The sequence below is a fragment of the Methylobacterium sp. HMF5984 genome, from assembly GCF_045033435.1.
In the GTDB taxonomy this organism is placed as follows: Bacteria; Pseudomonadota; Alphaproteobacteria; order Rhizobiales; family Beijerinckiaceae; genus Methylobacterium.
This window is the reverse complement of the sequence record NZ_JBJFLN010000001.1, coordinates 2,082,892-2,098,278: the sequence shown is the minus strand read 5'-3', so window position 1 is coordinate 2,098,278 and position 15,387 is coordinate 2,082,892. Positions and strand designations below refer to the sequence as shown.

15 protein-coding genes and 1 pseudogene are annotated in these 15,387 nt (G+C 70.6%); 14 read left to right on the top strand and 2 right to left on the bottom strand.

Features of this window, described 5'->3' with window-relative positions; translation table 11 throughout:
• Positions 1 to 96: 96 nt before the first annotated feature.
• The 6 genes and pseudogenes from rpsT to ACFZ8E_RS09995 all read left to right on the top strand — a co-directional run bounded on the left by rpsT (position 97) and on the right by ACFZ8E_RS09995 (position 5,903).
• Positions 97 to 369: a 30S ribosomal protein S20 gene (gene rpsT / locus ACFZ8E_RS10020; protein WP_147728871.1), complete on the top strand. Its 273-nt coding sequence runs from the start codon at positions 97 to 99 to the stop codon at positions 367 to 369.
• Between the two features lie 906 nt (positions 370 to 1,275).
• Positions 1,276 to 2,763 carry a chromosomal replication initiator protein DnaA gene (dnaA, locus tag ACFZ8E_RS10015; protein WP_147862941.1) on the top strand — a complete coding sequence of 496 codons (1,488 nt, stop codon included), beginning with the start codon at positions 1,276 to 1,278 and terminating at the stop codon, positions 2,761 to 2,763.
• A 201-nt stretch (positions 2,764 to 2,964) separates the two neighbouring features.
• On the top strand, positions 2,965 to 4,083 hold the full coding sequence (gene dnaN / locus ACFZ8E_RS10010) for a DNA polymerase III subunit beta (RefSeq protein ID WP_147844487.1): 1,119 nt from the start codon (positions 2,965 to 2,967) through the stop codon (positions 4,081 to 4,083).
• 74 nt (positions 4,084 to 4,157) lie between these two features.
• A complete protein-coding gene (gene recF, locus ACFZ8E_RS10005) occupies positions 4,158 to 5,270 on the top strand; it encodes a DNA replication/repair protein RecF (RefSeq protein ID WP_243934661.1) in 1,113 nt (370 codons plus the stop codon).
• Between the two features lie 20 nt (positions 5,271 to 5,290).
• A pseudogene (locus ACFZ8E_RS10000) lies at positions 5,291 to 5,509 on the top strand (LysE family translocator); the annotation flags it as partial.
• Positions 5,510 to 5,597: 88 nt separating this feature from the next.
• A complete protein-coding gene (locus ACFZ8E_RS09995) occupies positions 5,598 to 5,903 on the top strand; it encodes a LysE family translocator (RefSeq protein ID WP_279603504.1) in 306 nt (101 codons plus the stop codon).
• A gap of 3 nt (positions 5,904 to 5,906) precedes the next feature.
• On the opposite strand, the gene ACFZ8E_RS09990 is transcribed toward ACFZ8E_RS09995, so the two are convergent.
• Both ACFZ8E_RS09990 and ACFZ8E_RS09985 read right to left on the bottom strand, forming a co-directional pair.
• Positions 5,907 to 6,311: a type II toxin-antitoxin system VapC family toxin gene (locus ACFZ8E_RS09990; RefSeq protein ID WP_147729276.1), complete on the bottom strand. Its 405-nt coding sequence runs from the start codon at positions 6,309 to 6,311 to the stop codon at positions 5,907 to 5,909.
• Complete coding sequence (locus ACFZ8E_RS09985; protein ID WP_147729277.1) at positions 6,311 to 6,547, bottom strand: type II toxin-antitoxin system VapB family antitoxin; 237 nt, start codon at positions 6,545 to 6,547, stop codon at positions 6,311 to 6,313. The genes ACFZ8E_RS09990 and ACFZ8E_RS09985 overlap by 1 nt, the downstream gene beginning before the upstream one ends.
• Before the next feature lie 78 nt (positions 6,548 to 6,625).
• Between ACFZ8E_RS09985 and recQ the strand changes: the two genes are divergently transcribed.
• The 8 genes from recQ to ACFZ8E_RS09945 all read left to right on the top strand — a co-directional run bounded on the left by recQ (position 6,626) and on the right by ACFZ8E_RS09945 (position 15,371).
• Positions 6,626 to 8,476, top strand: a complete 1,851-nt coding sequence (recQ, locus tag ACFZ8E_RS09980; RefSeq protein WP_147859671.1) for a DNA helicase RecQ — start codon at positions 6,626 to 6,628, stop codon at positions 8,474 to 8,476.
• A 639-nt stretch (positions 8,477 to 9,115) separates the two neighbouring features.
• Entirely contained in the window at positions 9,116 to 10,309 is a 1,194-nt protein-coding gene (locus tag ACFZ8E_RS09975) for a hydrolase (RefSeq protein ID WP_243945872.1), read from the top strand.
• A gap of 154 nt (positions 10,310 to 10,463) precedes the next feature.
• Positions 10,464 to 12,683 (top strand): phosphoribosylformylglycinamidine synthase subunit PurL, encoded by a 2,220-nt coding sequence (purL, locus tag ACFZ8E_RS09970; RefSeq protein WP_405042709.1) that lies wholly within the window; start codon positions 10,464 to 10,466, stop codon positions 12,681 to 12,683.
• Between the two features lie 25 nt (positions 12,684 to 12,708).
• Entirely contained in the window at positions 12,709 to 12,945 is a 237-nt protein-coding gene (locus ACFZ8E_RS09965; RefSeq protein ID WP_147727612.1) for a BolA/IbaG family iron-sulfur metabolism protein, read from the top strand.
• Positions 12,946 to 12,968: 23 nt separating this feature from the next.
• Positions 12,969 to 13,469: a DUF29 family protein gene (locus tag ACFZ8E_RS09960; protein WP_405042708.1), complete on the top strand. Its 501-nt coding sequence runs from the start codon at positions 12,969 to 12,971 to the stop codon at positions 13,467 to 13,469.
• A 30-nt stretch (positions 13,470 to 13,499) separates the two neighbouring features.
• The gene (grxD, locus tag ACFZ8E_RS09955; RefSeq protein ID WP_147727610.1) at positions 13,500 to 13,838 is read left to right on the top strand and encodes a Grx4 family monothiol glutaredoxin; all 339 of its coding nucleotides are present in this window, start codon (positions 13,500 to 13,502) and stop codon (positions 13,836 to 13,838) included.
• 137 nt (positions 13,839 to 13,975) lie between these two features.
• A complete protein-coding gene (locus ACFZ8E_RS09950) occupies positions 13,976 to 14,875 on the top strand; it encodes an NAD(P)/FAD-dependent oxidoreductase (RefSeq protein ID WP_405042707.1) in 900 nt (299 codons plus the stop codon).
• A 286-nt stretch (positions 14,876 to 15,161) separates the two neighbouring features.
• Positions 15,162 to 15,371: a hypothetical protein gene (locus tag ACFZ8E_RS09945; RefSeq protein ID WP_405042706.1), complete on the top strand. Its 210-nt coding sequence runs from the start codon at positions 15,162 to 15,164 to the stop codon at positions 15,369 to 15,371.
• Positions 15,372 to 15,387 lie beyond the last annotated feature (16 nt).

Below are 15,387 nucleotides of genomic sequence, written 5' to 3'. Positions count from 1 at the left end.
CGCGCGTCGTCGGCTTCGCCATTCGCCACACCCAGCGCAGACCGATCCGAGGCTCCCCGAGCTCGAAGGTCCCCGCCCTTTGATACGAGGATGCCCATGGCCAACACCGTGTCGGCCAAGAAAATGACCCGCAAGATCGCCAAGCGCACGGCGATCAACCGCTCGCGCCGCTCCCGGATGCGTACCTTCGTCCGCAAGGTCGAGGAGGCCATCGCCGCTGGCGTGCAGTCCGACGCCCTCAGCGCGCTCCGCGCCGCCGAGCCGGAGATCATGCGGGCCGCCCAGAGCGGCATCGTTCACAAGAACAACGCCTCGCGTAAGGTTTCGCGCCTCGCCGCCCGCGTGAAGGCCCTGGCCGCCGCCGCCTGAGCCCGGTCGCCGTCGGCACCGCCGACGCGCCATCAGGTCCCGACACGAAAAAGCCCGGCCTTCGCGCCGGGCTTTTTCGTGTGCCCGAGCCATCGCGGCCATGCTCTCATTCGTCGGGACGGCGACCGCGCTCGACGTGAGGCGCGCATCCTCCGCGATCGCCCTCCCCCGAATCGGGCTGCCGCATCAACCCATCTTGCGTACGATGGTAGCCGGTGAGCCTTCGAAGGCCCGCGCGGCCCCCTCCCCCGTCCGGAAGTGGGTCGGGGTGCGACCTGCCCGGACTGTCCCCTCACCCTGTCCCCTTGACCCTGTCCCCCTGCCGAACGGGAGAGGGCCCCGGCGCCGCGCCGGCACGACGCCGCCGTTCAGTCGCCGTCGCGGGGTCGAGCAACGCGGAGATCCGGGCGCCAGGCCGGGTGTGCGGACCGATCGTTGCCCGCGACACCGCCGTCGAGACGCGCTCCGGAAGCGCCTGAGGGCACGGTCGATGTTCGCGCCTTGTCCGCGCTTGGCGCGTGACGAAGCGTTAACCCATTTTCAAAAATCCATTTCGTTGCGGAGTCTTCGGGGCGGGTGTAGCTTAACAAAACCTCACCACGCCCCAGCAAACCCACAGCATCTCCGCCACCAAGCCGAATCATGCGTCGAATCAAAGCCGTATCGTGTGTCGCTTCGACTCCGCTCGACTCGCCGAAGTGGCGGTCAAGGCTTTCCCCGCAAGTCCCACTGTTAAAACTACCGTAGGCAATTGTTGATAGGCTCTTCAAATCGACCAGCAGCGTCGTCGGACGGGTTGACTCCCTCCGATTTTTGCGCCCCGCCCGTGTTCACGGGGTGTTCCAGTGTGCGTGCGTACGCCCCGTCGGCGGGTCTCCCGTCCTCGGTGCGAGGAGAGTGTCAGTGATGCATGTCGACGAGAGCGTGTCGGGCGGCGGCGGAAGCGGCGGAGGAAACGGGTCCACGGAGGCCGCGGCAGCCTGGGGACGGGTGAAGCGCCGCCTGCGGGCCGAGCTCGGCGAGGACGTGTTCGCGAGCTGGTTCGCCCGCCTGGAGCTGGATTGCGTCGTCGGCGGCACCGCCCGCCTCACCGTGCCGACCCGGTTCCTGAAGAGCTGGATCGAGTCGCACTACCTCGACCGGGTGCTGAACACCTTCAAGGCCGAGGTCGAGGAGGTCGGCCGCATCGAGGTCGGCGTGCGCGGCACCACCGCCCCCGTCCGCCCGGTGGCGCCCGGCGCCCCGAAGCCCGGCCCGACCAGCGGCCCGCTCGCCCGCCTCCACGCCGCCGGCACGCCCGCCCCGATGCCGACGACCCCGGCGCCCGACATGCGCGCCGAGATCGCCGGCGAGCTCAACGGCGCGCCCCTCGACGCGCGGCTCACCTTCGCGAACTTCCTGCTCGGCCGCTCGAACTCCCTGGCGCATGCCGCCGCCGACCGCGTCGCCCGCCACGACGGCGAGGGTGCGCTCTACAACCCGCTCTACTTCCATGCCGGCGTCGGCCTGGGAAAGACCCACCTGCTGCACGGCATCGGCCACGCCGCCCGCGAGGCCGGCCGCCGGGTGATCTACCTCACGGCCGACCGCTTCATGTACGGCTTCGTCAACGCCCTGAAGACCCAGAACGCGCTCGCCTTCAAGGAGCGCCTGCGCGGCATCGACCTGCTGATCCTCGACGACGTGCAGTTCATCCAGGGCAAGTCGATCCAGGCCGAGTTCGGCCACACCATCAACGCGCTGATCGATGCCGGCCGCCAGGTCGTCGTCGCCTCCGACCGGCCGCCGACGGAGCTCGAGGCGCTCGACGAGCGCGTCCGCTCGCGCCTGGCCGGCGGCCTCGTGGTCGAGATCGGGATGCTGGACGAGCAGCTGCGCGCCTCGATCCTTTCCGCGCGGCTCGCCGCCGTGCGGGTGGCGCATCCGAGCTTCGAGGTCTCGCCGGCGGTGGCGACCTACGTGGCCCGCGCGATCACGGCCAACGGCCGCGACCTCGAGGGCGCCGTGAACCGCCTGCTGGCCCATGCCACGCTCACCGGCACCGCCGTGACCATGGAGACGGCCGAGACCGCGATCCGCGACCTCGTGAAGAACCGCGAGCCGAAGCGGATCAAGATCGAGGACATCCAGAAGCTCGTCGCCTCGCGCTACAACGTCTCGCGCTCCGACATCCTCAGCGAGCGCCGCACCGCCGCGGTGGTGAAGCCGCGCCAGATCGCGATGTACCTGTCGAAGGTGCTGACCCTGCGCTCGCTGCCCGAGATCGGCCGCCGCTTCGGGGGCCGCGACCACACCACGGTGCTCCACGCCGTGCGCAAGATCGAGAAGCTGATCGGCGAGGACGCGGTGCTCGGCGACGAGGTCGAGCTCCTGAAGCGCATGCTGCAGGATTGATCCTGCTCCGTCCCTCCCCTCTCGCGGGGCGGGACGCGCGGGGCGGGTCGTCGGCCCGTCCCGCCCCCGATCGCCCTGTGCGAGGGACGAATCGCGCCCTTGCCTTCGCGGCGCCGCTTCGCCAAGCTGAACGGCCAAACTCCGAACCCGCCGGCCGCGGCGGCGTTCGAGCACGGTCCTTCGAGCATTCAGAGTACTGCGATGAGAGTCACTGTCGAGCGTGCGGCCCTCCTACGGTCGCTCGGCCACGTGCACCGCGTCGTGGAGCGGCGCAACACGATCCCGATCCTGTCGAACGTGCTGCTGCGTGCCACCGACGGCGGCCTCCAGCTGCGGGCGACCGACCTCGACATCGAGGTGACCGAGACCGTGCCGGCCGACGTCTCGGATCCGGGTGCCACCACCGTGCCGGCCCACGTGATCTACGACATCGTACGCAAGCTCCCCGAGGGCGCGCAGGTCTCGCTCGAGACCGGCGGCGAGTCCGGCCAGATGACGATCCGCTCCGGCCGCTCGCGCTTCGCGCTCGGCGCCCTGCCGGAAGGCGACTTCCCGGACCTCGCCGCGGGCGAGCTGCCGCACAGCTTCGGCATCGCGGCCGCCGACCTCAAGCGCCTGATCGAGAAGACCCAGTTCGCGATCTCGACCGAGGAGACGCGCTACTACCTCAACGGCATCTATCTCCACACCATCGAGGCGGAGGGGCTGAAGCTGCGCGCGGTCGCCACCGACGGTCACCGGCTCGCCCGCGTCGAGATCGACGCGCCGGAGGGCAGCGCCGGCATGCCGGGCATCATCGTGCCGCGCAAGGCGGTCGCCGAGATCCAGAAGCTCGTCGACGACGGCGGCGACAGCGTCGCCATCGACCTCTCGCCCGCCAAGATCCGCCTGCGCTTCGCCTCCGGCGTGACGCTGATCTCCAAGCTGATCGACGGCACCTTCCCCGACTACCAGCGCGTCATCCCGGCCGGAAACGACAAGCGCCTCACCGTCGAGCGCGAATCCTTCGCGCGGGCGGTGGACCGGGTCTCGACGATCTCGTCCGAGCGCGGCCGCGCGGTGAAGCTCGGCCTGCAGGAGGGCCGCCTCTCGCTCTCGGTCAACAACCCGGATTCGGGCAGCGCGACGGAGGAGCTCGACGTCGACTACGAGGCCGCCGGCCTCGATATCGGCTTCAACGCCCGCTACCTCCTCGACATCACCGGCCAGCTCGAGGGCGACACCGCCCTGTTCAAGCTCGCCGACCCGGGCTCCCCGACCCTGATCCAGGATCGCGAGGGCGCCTCGGCGCTGTACGTGCTGATGCCGATGCGGGTGTGAGCGAGGCACCGGTTTCGCACTCGGGTGGGCCATCGAACGAGACGGATGATGCGGATGCGCAGCGCCTCACCCGCCTGACCGCCCGCGACTTCCGCAACCACGCCGATCTCGACCTGCCGCTGTCGGACCGCTTCGTCGCGCTCGTCGGCGAGAACGGGGCGGGCAAGACCAACATCCTGGAGGCGATCTCGCTGTTCGCGCCCGGCCGCGGACTGCGGCGGGCCGAGTTCTCGGCGATGGCGCGCAAGGACGGCCCCGGCGGGTTCGCCGTCTCGGTGACGCTGGCGCGCGACGGGGCGGAGCACCGCCTCGGGACCGGATGCGAGCCGCCGGGCTTCGACGGGCGCGTCAGCCGGCTCTGCCGGATCGACGGGGCCGGCGCGCCCTCCCCGGTCGCCTTCTCGGAGTTCCTGCGCGTGGTCTGGCTGACGCCGGACCTCGACGGGCTGTTCCGCGGGCCGGGCGGCGACCGCCGCCGCTTCCTCGACCGGCTCGTGCTCGCGGTCGATTCCGGCCACGGCGCCCGCGTCTCGGCGATGGAGCGGGCGCTGCGCTCGCGCAACCGCCTACTGGAGGAGCGCCCGAACGACGGCCGCTGGCTTGACGCGATCGAGCGCGAGGTCGCCGAGCTCGGCGTCGCCGTCGCGCTCGCCCGCCGCGAGACCACCGAGCGGCTGGATCGCCTGATCCACGAGACCCGCGACGACGCGCAGCCGTTTCCCTGGGCGGCCCTGCGCCTGGAGGGCGACCTCGACGACCTCGTCGCGGTCTGGCCGGCGCTCGAGGCGGAGGACCGCTTCCGCCTCGCCCTCGCCCGGGGCCGCCCGCGCGACCGCGCCGCCGGGCGCACGCTGTCGGGCCCCCAGACCAGCGACCTCGTGGTCCGCCACGGCCCGAAGGACGTGCCGGCCGCCACCGCCTCGACCGGCGAGCAGAAGGCGCTGCTGATCGGCCTCGTGCTCGCCCATGCCAAGCTGGTGCGGGCGATGAGCGGGATCGCGCCGCTGATCCTCCTCGACGAGGTCGCCGCCCACCTCGACCCCCGCCGCCGCGCCGGCCTGTTCGCGGCCCTCGACGCGTTGCCGGGGCAGGTGTTCATGACCGGGGCCGACGCGGCGATGTTCGCCGAGCTCGGCGGGCGGGCCGACGTGATCGGCATCGCCGACGGGCGCATCGCGCGGCCCTGATCTCGACCGTCGTGACCACGATGCCGCTGTCCAGCCTCGCCTTCTTCGCCGCCGTCTATGCCATCGCCGTCGCCTCGCCCGGCCCGGGCATCGCCGCGCTCGTGGCGCGGGTGCTGGCGCGGGGGACGCCGGGGATCATCGGCTTCGCGGCGGGGTTCGTCGCGGGCGATCTCGTCGGGTTCTCGCTGACGGTGGCGGGCCTTGCCATGGTGGCGCAGACCTTCGCGATCGGATTCGTCGTCCTGAAATACGCCGGCGCGATCTATCTCGCGTATCTCGCCCTGGGGAGCCTAGACCGCCCGCACCGACGCGGTCGAAGCCGCGCCCATGGCCGGACACGGCGCCGTTCGCCTGTTTCTCGGCGGACTGACCCTCACTTTGGGCAACCCGAAGGTGATCCTGTTCTTCCTGGCCCTGCTGCCGACTGTCGTCGACCTCGATCATCTCACGCCGCTGGGCATCGCGGAGATCGCGGCGACGATCGTCGTCGTGCTGAGTGCGGTGCTGGCAACCTATGTGCTCGCCGCGGCCCGCGCGCGCCGGGTCTTCACGTCGTCTCGCGCCCGTCGCGCGATCAATCGTGGGGCCGGAACGGTCATGGCCGGCGCCGCCGTCGCCATCGTCGCGCGCTGACCCTCAAGCCATCGCCGAGCGAATGTCGGTCTGCGGAAAGTCGTCGCCGACGAAGAGCAGGGGAACGTCGTGGACCTGGGCGCAGGCATAGGCGAAGCAGTCGCCCAGATTGAGCTGTGCCGGATGCCCGCGGCCCTTGCCGTAGCGTGCATGCGCGGCGAGGGCTTCGTGGCTTTCCGCCGCGGCGATCGGCACCAATCGGATGCCGGCGGCCAGGAGGAACCGTTCGATCTGCGATTCGGAGTTCGCGACGTCCTGACTCAACTTTCGCGAGAGGGCCATGACGGTCTCGAAGACGGCAAGCGCCGAGGTGATCGGTGCTTCGGCTTGGTCGAGGCACCGGATCAACGCCGCCGCTGGCGGCTCTGCGCTCATGATCGCGACCATGGCGGAGGCATCGACGAACATCACTCGTCGTTCAGGCCGTCGTAGAAGGCCTTGTCGGCCTCCAGACCCGTTCGCGGTACGGCGGCGATCTCATCGAGCAGGGGCCGCAACCGTTCGGCCAGCGGTAGGGCGCGATCCCGCCGCTCCAGTTCGTTGGCCAGCGCGATCTTCACCGCCTCGGTCTTGCTGACCCGGGCGAGGGCCGCCAGTTTGTCGGCGAGGCGGTTCACCTCCTCGCTTCGGATGTTCAGCGGCATCGCGCGCCTCCGTGTAGACAATCTGCTGTTAGTGTATACGCACCCCGGCGGCAAGCCGTGGTTTCACCTGGGACAGGCATGACCTCACGACTCGACGATGCGCGGCGCGCCCTCAAGACCACCTTCGGCTACGACGATTTCCGACCCGGCCAGGACGAGGTGATCGAGGCGGTGCTCTCGGGCGCGGACGTGTTCGCGGTGATGCCGACGGGCTCGGGCAAGTCGATGACCTACCAGCTGCCGGCGCTGGTCGAGGATTCGCTCACCGTCGTGGTCTCGCCGCTGATCGCGCTGATGCACGACCAGGTGCAGCAGATGCGCGGCTTCGGCGTCGCGGCAGCGACCCTGAACTCGTCGGTGGCCGAATCGGTCTCGCGCGAGACCTGGCGGATGATCCGCGCGAACGAGCTGCGGCTGCTCTTCGTCTCGCCCGAGCGCCTGCTGATGGACGGCTGCATGGACGCGCTGCGCGGCGCAGGCGTCCGCCGGCTCGCGGTCGACGAGGCGCATTGCGTCTCGCAATGGGGCCACGACTTCCGCCCCGAATATCGCGCGCTGTCCCGCGCCCGCGAGGCGCTCGGCGACGTCCAGACCGTGGCGCTGACGGCGACCGCCGACAAGGCGACGCGGGCCGAGATCGCCGAGCGCCTGTTTCCCCAAGGGCGCGACCTCAAGACCTTCGTCCACTCCTTCGACCGGCCGAACATCGGCCTGACCTTCGCCGCCAAGGACAACCCGACCCGGCAGATCGAGCGCTTCCTCAAGCACCGCCGCTCCGAGAGCGGGATCATCTACTGCTCGTCGCGCAAGCGCACCGAGCAGCTGGCCGAGAGCCTGAAGAAGGACGGCTTCAACGCGTATCCCTACCATGCCGGGCTCGACCAGGGCACGCGCATGCGCAACCAGGACACCTTCCTGCAGGAGGACGGCGTCGTGATGACCGCGACGGTGGCCTTCGGCATGGGCATCAACAAGCCCGACGTGCGCTTCGTCTGCCACGCCGACATGCCGGGCAACGTCGAGGGCTACTACCAGGAGATCGGCCGCGCCGGCCGCGACGGGCTGCCCGCCGACACGCTGACCCTCTACGGCCTCGACGACATGGCCCTGCGCCGCCGCCAGATCGACGAGAAGGAGGTGCCGGACGAGCGCCGCCGCGTCGAGCGGCGCAAGCTCGAGGCGATGATCGCGCTGTGCGAAGGCGCGGCCTGCCGCCGGCAATCGCTGCTCGCCTACTTCGACGAGGCCAGCGGCCATTGCGGCCGGTGCGACCTCTGCCGCGGCGGCGTCACGCTCGTCGACGGCACGGTCCCGGCCCAGAAGATCCTCTCGGCGATCGTGCGCACCGGGCAGCGCTACGGCGCGGCCTATGTCTGCGACGTCGTCCACGGCAAGGTGAGCGAGCCGATCCGCCGCAACGGCCACGAGCAGCTCAAGACCTTCGGCGTCGGCGCCGACAAGCCGGTCGCCGCGTGGCGCGCGATCCTGCGCCAGCTCTTCGCCGCCGGCGCGGTGGCCGAGAACACCGACGGCTACGGCGGCCTCACCATGACCGACAAGGGCGAGGCGATCCTGTTCGGCCGCGAGCCGGTGCAGCTCCGCCCCGACCCGGAGCCGAAATCGGCCGAGCCGCGCGAGCGCCGCCGCGCGGGCGCCGTGCGCGACGCCGGCTCGGACGACCTGAGCCCGGCCGACGAGGCCCTGTTCCAGCACCTGCGCGGCCTGCGCGCCACCATCGCGCGCGCCGACAACATCGCCGCCTTCATGGTGTTTCCCGATCGGACGCTGATCGAGATGGCCAAGGGCAAGCCGGTGGATCTCTACGCGCTGCGCACCGTCCACGGCGTCGGCGAGCGCAAGCGCGAGGCCTACGGCGAAAGGTTCGTCGCCGCGATCGCCGAGTTCCTGGCGCATCCCCCGGCGGCGTGACGGGCGGAGCCGGCATCGGCGACGTCTCAGCTTGTAGGCTCGCTCGACAAGCTTCTCGCGACCCACGCCAGACGTGCGGAGAGTCGTGGGCGCTCCTCCGACGCAGCCATCCGTGGTGGTCGAGCAAACGCAATTCCGCGCGGGAAGCGAACCTTGACCGCGAGAAGGCGTCCTACGGCATCGCCGTGGCCCACTGCCGGGTGTTTGCGGTTGAAGCAGCGGCTTTCGCGGACCGACCCAAGCCCGGTCAACTTCCTCGGTCCGGCCAACCCCCATCGGATACGTATGACCGCTTGGGTGCCATTCGACTTTTGTACAGTCTGGGATGGACGCCAAGGCAGGCGGGGCGGCGGACAATCTGCCGCCCGCGCGCTGCGGCTCGGCCTTCTCCGCTCTCAACCGTGAGCGGGCGGGGTGGCGATGTCCGCCTCGATCGATCCGTCGCCCGGAAGCGGACAGGCCGAAAGCCACCCTTTGCGGTGCCCCCCGAGTTTCTCAGCGGATCATAACGCCGGCGTCTTTTCGCTCGTCTCCGGGGCGTGCCGTCGTGTAGGGAGCCGGCATCCTTCGACAGCAACAGCGCCGGAACGCTCCGTCATCACCCGATTCAGCGACACGCCCACCGCCGATCCGCAAGAGGTGGTCACGCGCCAGGTCTTCTACCTGCCCGGCTTCGATCCGCGCCAGCCCGAGACCTACTGGGGCCTCTTCCGTCGCGAGAGCCGGCTGACGGCCGCGCGCCGCGGGCTCGACATCGCGGTGAGCGACCCGTCGCGCAGCGCCGACCGCCTCAGCCTCGACTGGACCCTCGAATCGGGGGGCACCCGCACGCGCTACGGCCTGCTGCGCTGGGACGACATCGTGCGTGCGCGCTTCCCGCGCCCCAACTGGCGGCGCCTCCTCACGGTGCCGGCCCTGCTGTGGCGGCTCAGGCGCTCGGGCTACGAACGGCGCCTGCGCCGCGAGGGGCGCAGCTTCGCCATGGTGATCTTCGGCGTCCAGTACCTGTTCCTGGTGTTCGTGGCGTTGAGCCTCGGGCTCGCCGCGCTGCCGCCGCTGGCGCTGCCGGCCGACTGGCGGCCGTGGTCGTGGCTCGCGGTACCGGTCGCGGCCTACGCGATCCTGGCCGGGATCATGGCGATCACCCGCGGCAAGCCGTTCTACTGCGCCCACCTCGTCGACGACACCGCCTTCACCCACGACCACGCCGCCGGCCGCGAAGCACGGATGCCCGAGCGCCTCGACGCCATGGCCGCGCGCATCGCCGCCGCCGAGGGCACCGCCGACGAAGTCGTGGTGATCGGCCATTCCTCGTCGAGCTTCCTCGGGGTCGAGGTGCTCGACCGGATCCTCTCGGCCGATCCCGCCTTCGGCACCCGCGGCACGCCGGTCTCGTTCGTGACGCTGGGCAGCGTGATCCCCTGGATCGCCCTCGACCGCCCCGCGGTGAAGTTCCGGGCGGCGCTCGCGCGCTTCGCCGCCGCCGACCAGATCCGCTGGCTCGACGTGCGCGCGCCCTGGGACTGGCTGTCGATCCACTTGCGCGATCCGCTGACCGCCTCCGACGTTCCTTCGCCCGACCGCGGGCGCCCGGCCACGCGCTACGTCCGGCTGGAGGACCTGATCGAGCATCGTCTCATCCGAGGCCGACGCTTCAACCTGTTCCAGATGCACTTCCAGCTCTTGATGTCGAGCCTGGACACGGACGGGTTCGACTACATCGCCCTGGTCTCCGGGCCGGAGCCGGTGCACGCGGCGATCGACCGCCGGTGCGGGGCGCGGCCGGCGAGCCCGTCCGAAGGCGGCGCGACGGCCGTCCCGGTCCGCGCCTGAGCGCTCCGACCCCGGGACGGGCCGGGCGGATGTGTGATCGAATGTTGCCAGGGCGGGCGCTTACCCTCTAGAGCCGTGGCGACTCCCGAGCCGGCGCCGACCTTGCCGACGGCGCCATCTCCGATCGGGACCGGATTTTCGTCGAGACCGCCGCATGTTCCGCAACGATGTCCCGATCACGCCCGAGCTCGTCCGCCAGCACGGCCTGACGCCGGACGAGTACCAACGGTTCCGTGGGTTGATCGGGCGCGATCCGACGCTGACCGAGCTCGGCATCGTCTCGGCGATGTGGAACGAGCACTGCTCGTACAAGTCGTCGCGCAAGCACCTGCGCGGATTGCCGACGACGGGGCCGTGGGTGATTCAGGGGCCGGGCGAGAACGCCGGCGTCATCGACATCGGCGACGGCCTCGCCTGCGTCTTCAAGATGGAAAGCCACAACCACCCGAGCTTCATCGAGCCCTACCAGGGCGCGGCGACCGGCGTCGGCGGCATCCTGCGCGACGTCTTCACCATGGGGGCGCGCCCGATCGCGGCCCTGAACGCCCTGCGCTTCGGCTCGCCCGACCACCCCCGCACGCGCCACCTCGTCTCGGGCGTGGTCGCCGGCATCGGCGGCTACGGCAACTCCTTCGGGGTGCCGACGGTCGGCGGCGCGGTCGGCTTCCACCCGCGCTACGACGGCAACATCCTGGTCAACGCCATGGCGGTCGGCCTCGCCAAGGCCGACGCGATCTTCTACGCGGCGGCCTCGGGCGTCGGGAACCCGATCGTCTACCTCGGCTCGAAGACCGGGCGCGACGGCATCCACGGCGCCACCATGGCGTCGGCCGAGTTCGACGCCGAGACCGAGTCGAAGCGCCCGACCGTGCAGGTCGGCGACCCCTTCGCCGAGAAGCTCCTGCTCGAGGCCTGCCTCGAGCTGATGCGGTCGGGCGCGGTCATCGCGATCCAGGACATGGGGGCTGCCGGCCTGACCTGCTCGGCCGTCGAGATGGGCGCCAAGGGGGATCTGGGCGTCGAGCTCGACATCGAGAAGGTGCCCGCCCGCGAGGCCGGCATGACCCCTTACGAGATGATGCTGTCGGAGAGCCAGGAGCGCATGCTCATGGTTCTGAAGCCCGGCATGGAGGCCGAGGCCGAGGCAATCTTCGTGAAGTGGGGCCTCGACTTCGCGGTGATCGGCAAGACCACCGACACCCTGCGCTTCGTGGTGAAGTGGCACGGCGACGTCGTCGCCGACCTGCCGATCAAGGAGCTCGGCGACGAGGCGCCGCTCTACGACCGGCCGCACATCGCCAACACGCACCTGCCCGAGATCCAGGCCGCGGACGTCGCGGCGCCGGCCTCCCTGACCGAGGCGCTGAAGCGGCTCGTCGGCTCGCCCGAGCTGTGCTCGAAGCGCTGGGTCTACGAGCAGTACGACCACTTCATCGGCGGCAACACCGTGCAGAAGCCCGGCGGCGACGCCGCGATCGTCCGCGTCGAGGACGGTCCCCGCGGGCTGGCGCTCACCGCCGACGTGACGCCGCGCTATTGCGAGGCCGACCCGGTCGAGGGCGGCCGGCAGGCGGTGGCCGAGGCGTGGCGCAACATCACCGCCGTCGGCGGGCGGCCGCTGGCGATCACCGACAACCTGAACTTCGGCAACCCCGAGAAGCCCGAGGTGATGGGCCAGCTCGTCGGCTGCCTCCAGGGCATCGGCGAGGCCTGCAAGGCGCTGGACTTCCCCGTCGTGTCCGGCAACGTCTCGCTCTACAACGAGACCAACGGCGTCGGCATCCTGCCCACGCCGACCATCGGCGGCGTCGGCGTGCTCGACGACGTCGCGCGCCACGCCACCATCGCCCTGAAGCGCGAGGGCGATGTGCTGGTGCTGGTGGGCGCCGCCGAGGGGTGGCTCGGGCAGTCGATCTACCTGTCGGTGATCGAGGGCCGCGAGGAGGGGGCGCCGCCGCCCGTCGACCTGTCGCTCGAGCGCCGCAACGGCGACTTCGTCCGCGGGCTCATCGCCTCGGGCCAGGTCGACACCGTGCACGACCTCTCCGACGGCGGCCTCGCGGTGGCGTTGGCCGAGATGGCGATGGCGGGCAGCTTCGGCGCGACGCTGCCCGAGGCGCCGGAGGGCATGCCGGCGCACGCCTACCTCTTCGGCGAGGACCAGGCGCGCTACCTCGTCGCCGTGCCGGCCGAGGCCGCGACCGACATCCTCTACGCCGCCTCGGCGCAGGGCATCGACGCGTCGGTGGTCGGCGTGGTCGAGGGCGACGGTTTGACCCTGCCGGGCGGGCAGACCATATCGGTCGCCGAGATCCGCGACGCCCACGAAGGCTGGCTGCCGGCCTACATGGCGAGCCTTCTGGCAGCCGCCTGACACCCCCGACCCGAGGAACCGACCGATGCCGATGGACGCGCGCGAGATCGAGCGGATGATCGTCGAGGCCCTGCCCGACGCCAAGGTGGAGATCAAGGATCTCGCCGGCGACGGCGACCACTACGCCGCCACGGTGCTGTCGGCGGCGTTCAAGGGCAAGACCCGCGTCGCCCAGCACCAGATGGTCTACGGCGCGCTCCAGGGGCGGATGGGGGGCGTGCTCCACGCCCTTGCGCTGACGACGGGCGTCCCGCAGGATTAGGCCTCCGTTCCACGGTGGTGCCGATGGACCAGCCGAGCCTCTGCGACGACGACATCGTGACCTGGTCCGAGCAGCAGGCGGCGAGCCTGCGCGTCCTGGCGGCTCGGCCCGACCTCTCGAATGCGCGCGCTTGGGAGAACATCGCCGAGGAGGTCGAGGGCTTGGGACGGTCTCAGACGCAGGGCGTCGAGAGTGCCATCGTCCTCGTCCATGTCCCGAAGTACCTTTCGGCTCCGTCCGCGCAATCGACCCGATCCTGGCGGGTCGAGGTGGTCGCCTACCAGGCGACGGCACGCCGGAACTACAAGCGCTCCATGCGACAGAGGATCGACTGGGAAGACCTCTGGACCACCGCGAAGGCGAACGCCGCCGTGTCGCTCGAGATGTACGGCGACAGCCTCGTCCCTGGGTTGCCGGCGACGATGCCTTTCGATCCGGACGAGATCGTGGCGAAGAGCTTCGATATGGATTGGGCGCTGGAGCGGTTGGCCTCGGCATTGGAAATGCCTGCCGACCATCACTAGATCTGCTGAAACGAACGAGGATCGGAACCCATGAGCGACGTCAACGCAACGATCGAGAACGAGATCAAGTCCCAGGACGTGGTCGTGTTCATGAAGGGCACGCCCACCATGCCGCAATGCGGCTTCTCGGGGCAGGTCGTTCAGATCCTCAACTACCTCGAAGTGCCGTTCAAGGGCGTGAACGTGCTGGCCGACGCCGGCATCCGCGACGGCATCAAGGCCTATTCCAATTGGCCGACCATCCCGCAGATCTACGTGAAGGGCGAGTTCGTCGGCGGCTGCGACATCACCCGCGAGATGTTCCAGTCGGGCGAGCTGCAGACCTTCCTCGCCGAGAAGGGCGTCCCGGTGAAGTCCGCCGCCGCCTGAGCCGGCCTTCGCGGACGGACGACGACGAAGGGCGCCGCGGCGCCCTTTTTCGTGTCCGCATCCGAGAAACGTTCGGCACGGATCCGGCTTGAGCCCAAGAGGGGCAACCGGAGGCGCGCCTCGGGCGCGGCGTCATCATGCACGACGTGATCATCGTGGGCGGCGGCCCGGCGGGGCTCAACGCGGCGCTCATCCTCGGGCGCTGCCGGCGCACCGTCCTGCTCCTCGACCACGGCACCCCGCGCAACGCCGCGGCCCGCCTGACCTGGGGCGTCTACACCCGGGACGGCACGCCGCCGGCCGAGCTTCGCGCCCTCGCCCGCGCCGACCTCGAGCGCTACGACACCGTCGCGCTGCGCGAGGCCGAGGTCGTGGAAGCGCGCGCGATCGACGGCGGTTTCGCGATCACGCTCGCAGACGGCACCCGGGAGACCGCCCGCCGGCTGATCCTCGCCACCGGCCTGCACCAGGACCTGCCCGCGATCCAGGGCTTCGCGCGCTACTGGGGCACCGGCGTCCATTCCTGCCCGTATTGCGACGGCTACGAGGCACGCGACCGGCCGATCGCGGCCTACGCCCACGGCCCCGTCGCGAAGGGGTTCGCCCTGGAGCTGACGGCCTGGAGCGGCGACGTCACGCTCTGCACCGACGGCCATCCGACCGACCTCTCCGAGGACGATCGGGCGCGCCTCACCCGAAACGGTGTGCGGCTGGTCGAGGCGCCGATCGCCCGCCTGGACGGCGACGAGGCGGGGCCGACGCATCTCGCCTTCGCGGACGGCAGCGCCCTGCCCTGCCGCGCGGTGTTCCTGATGCCGATGGGATGCCTGCCGTCGCAGCTCATCCGGCAGCTGGGCTGCGCCCTGAACGAGGCCGGCGTGGTGCCGACGCGCGATTACGAGAAAACCGACGTACCGGGGCTCTACGTGGCCGGCGACGCCTCGCGCCGGGTGCAGTTCGCGATCGTCGCCGCCGCCGAGGGCGCCATGGCGGCCTTCGCGGTCAACACCGAGCTCCTGCGCGAGGACACCCGCTGACGTTTCCGAGAGACGCAATTAGCCGTGCATCCGCAGGGTGCATTTCGCGGGGCTGCCGACGACTTGCGAAGCCACGTCGCGCCGGATGCGTAGTCTGGACATCTGCCGAAAGGCGAAGTCGGCGTGCGATTTCACACCATGGCCGGGGCGCTGCAATGCAACGATGAAAAAATAGTTCCGTTCTCGAAACTTTCGGAACTTGTTCAGGTTGTCCCCGTTACTCACGTACGGCCGAGGTTTCCTCGGCCGCCGGTGCCGACGCTCCGCTGTCTCTGCAAGGCCGGTCATGCCCGTCTTCGACGCCAAAAACCTCGGGACCCAGTTCGAAGGCCAAGCCTTGCTCGCGGCGATCCTGCACCCGACGCGCATCGCCCAGACTCGCGCCCTCACCCATGGCCGCCAGCGCGCCGCCGCCATGGCGGACCCGATGACGATCGAGCCGCGCTACCCGGTCGGCGCCGGCGTGCTGACCCAGACGCCGATCGCCTCGACCTGACGGCGTTGCGCGCCGC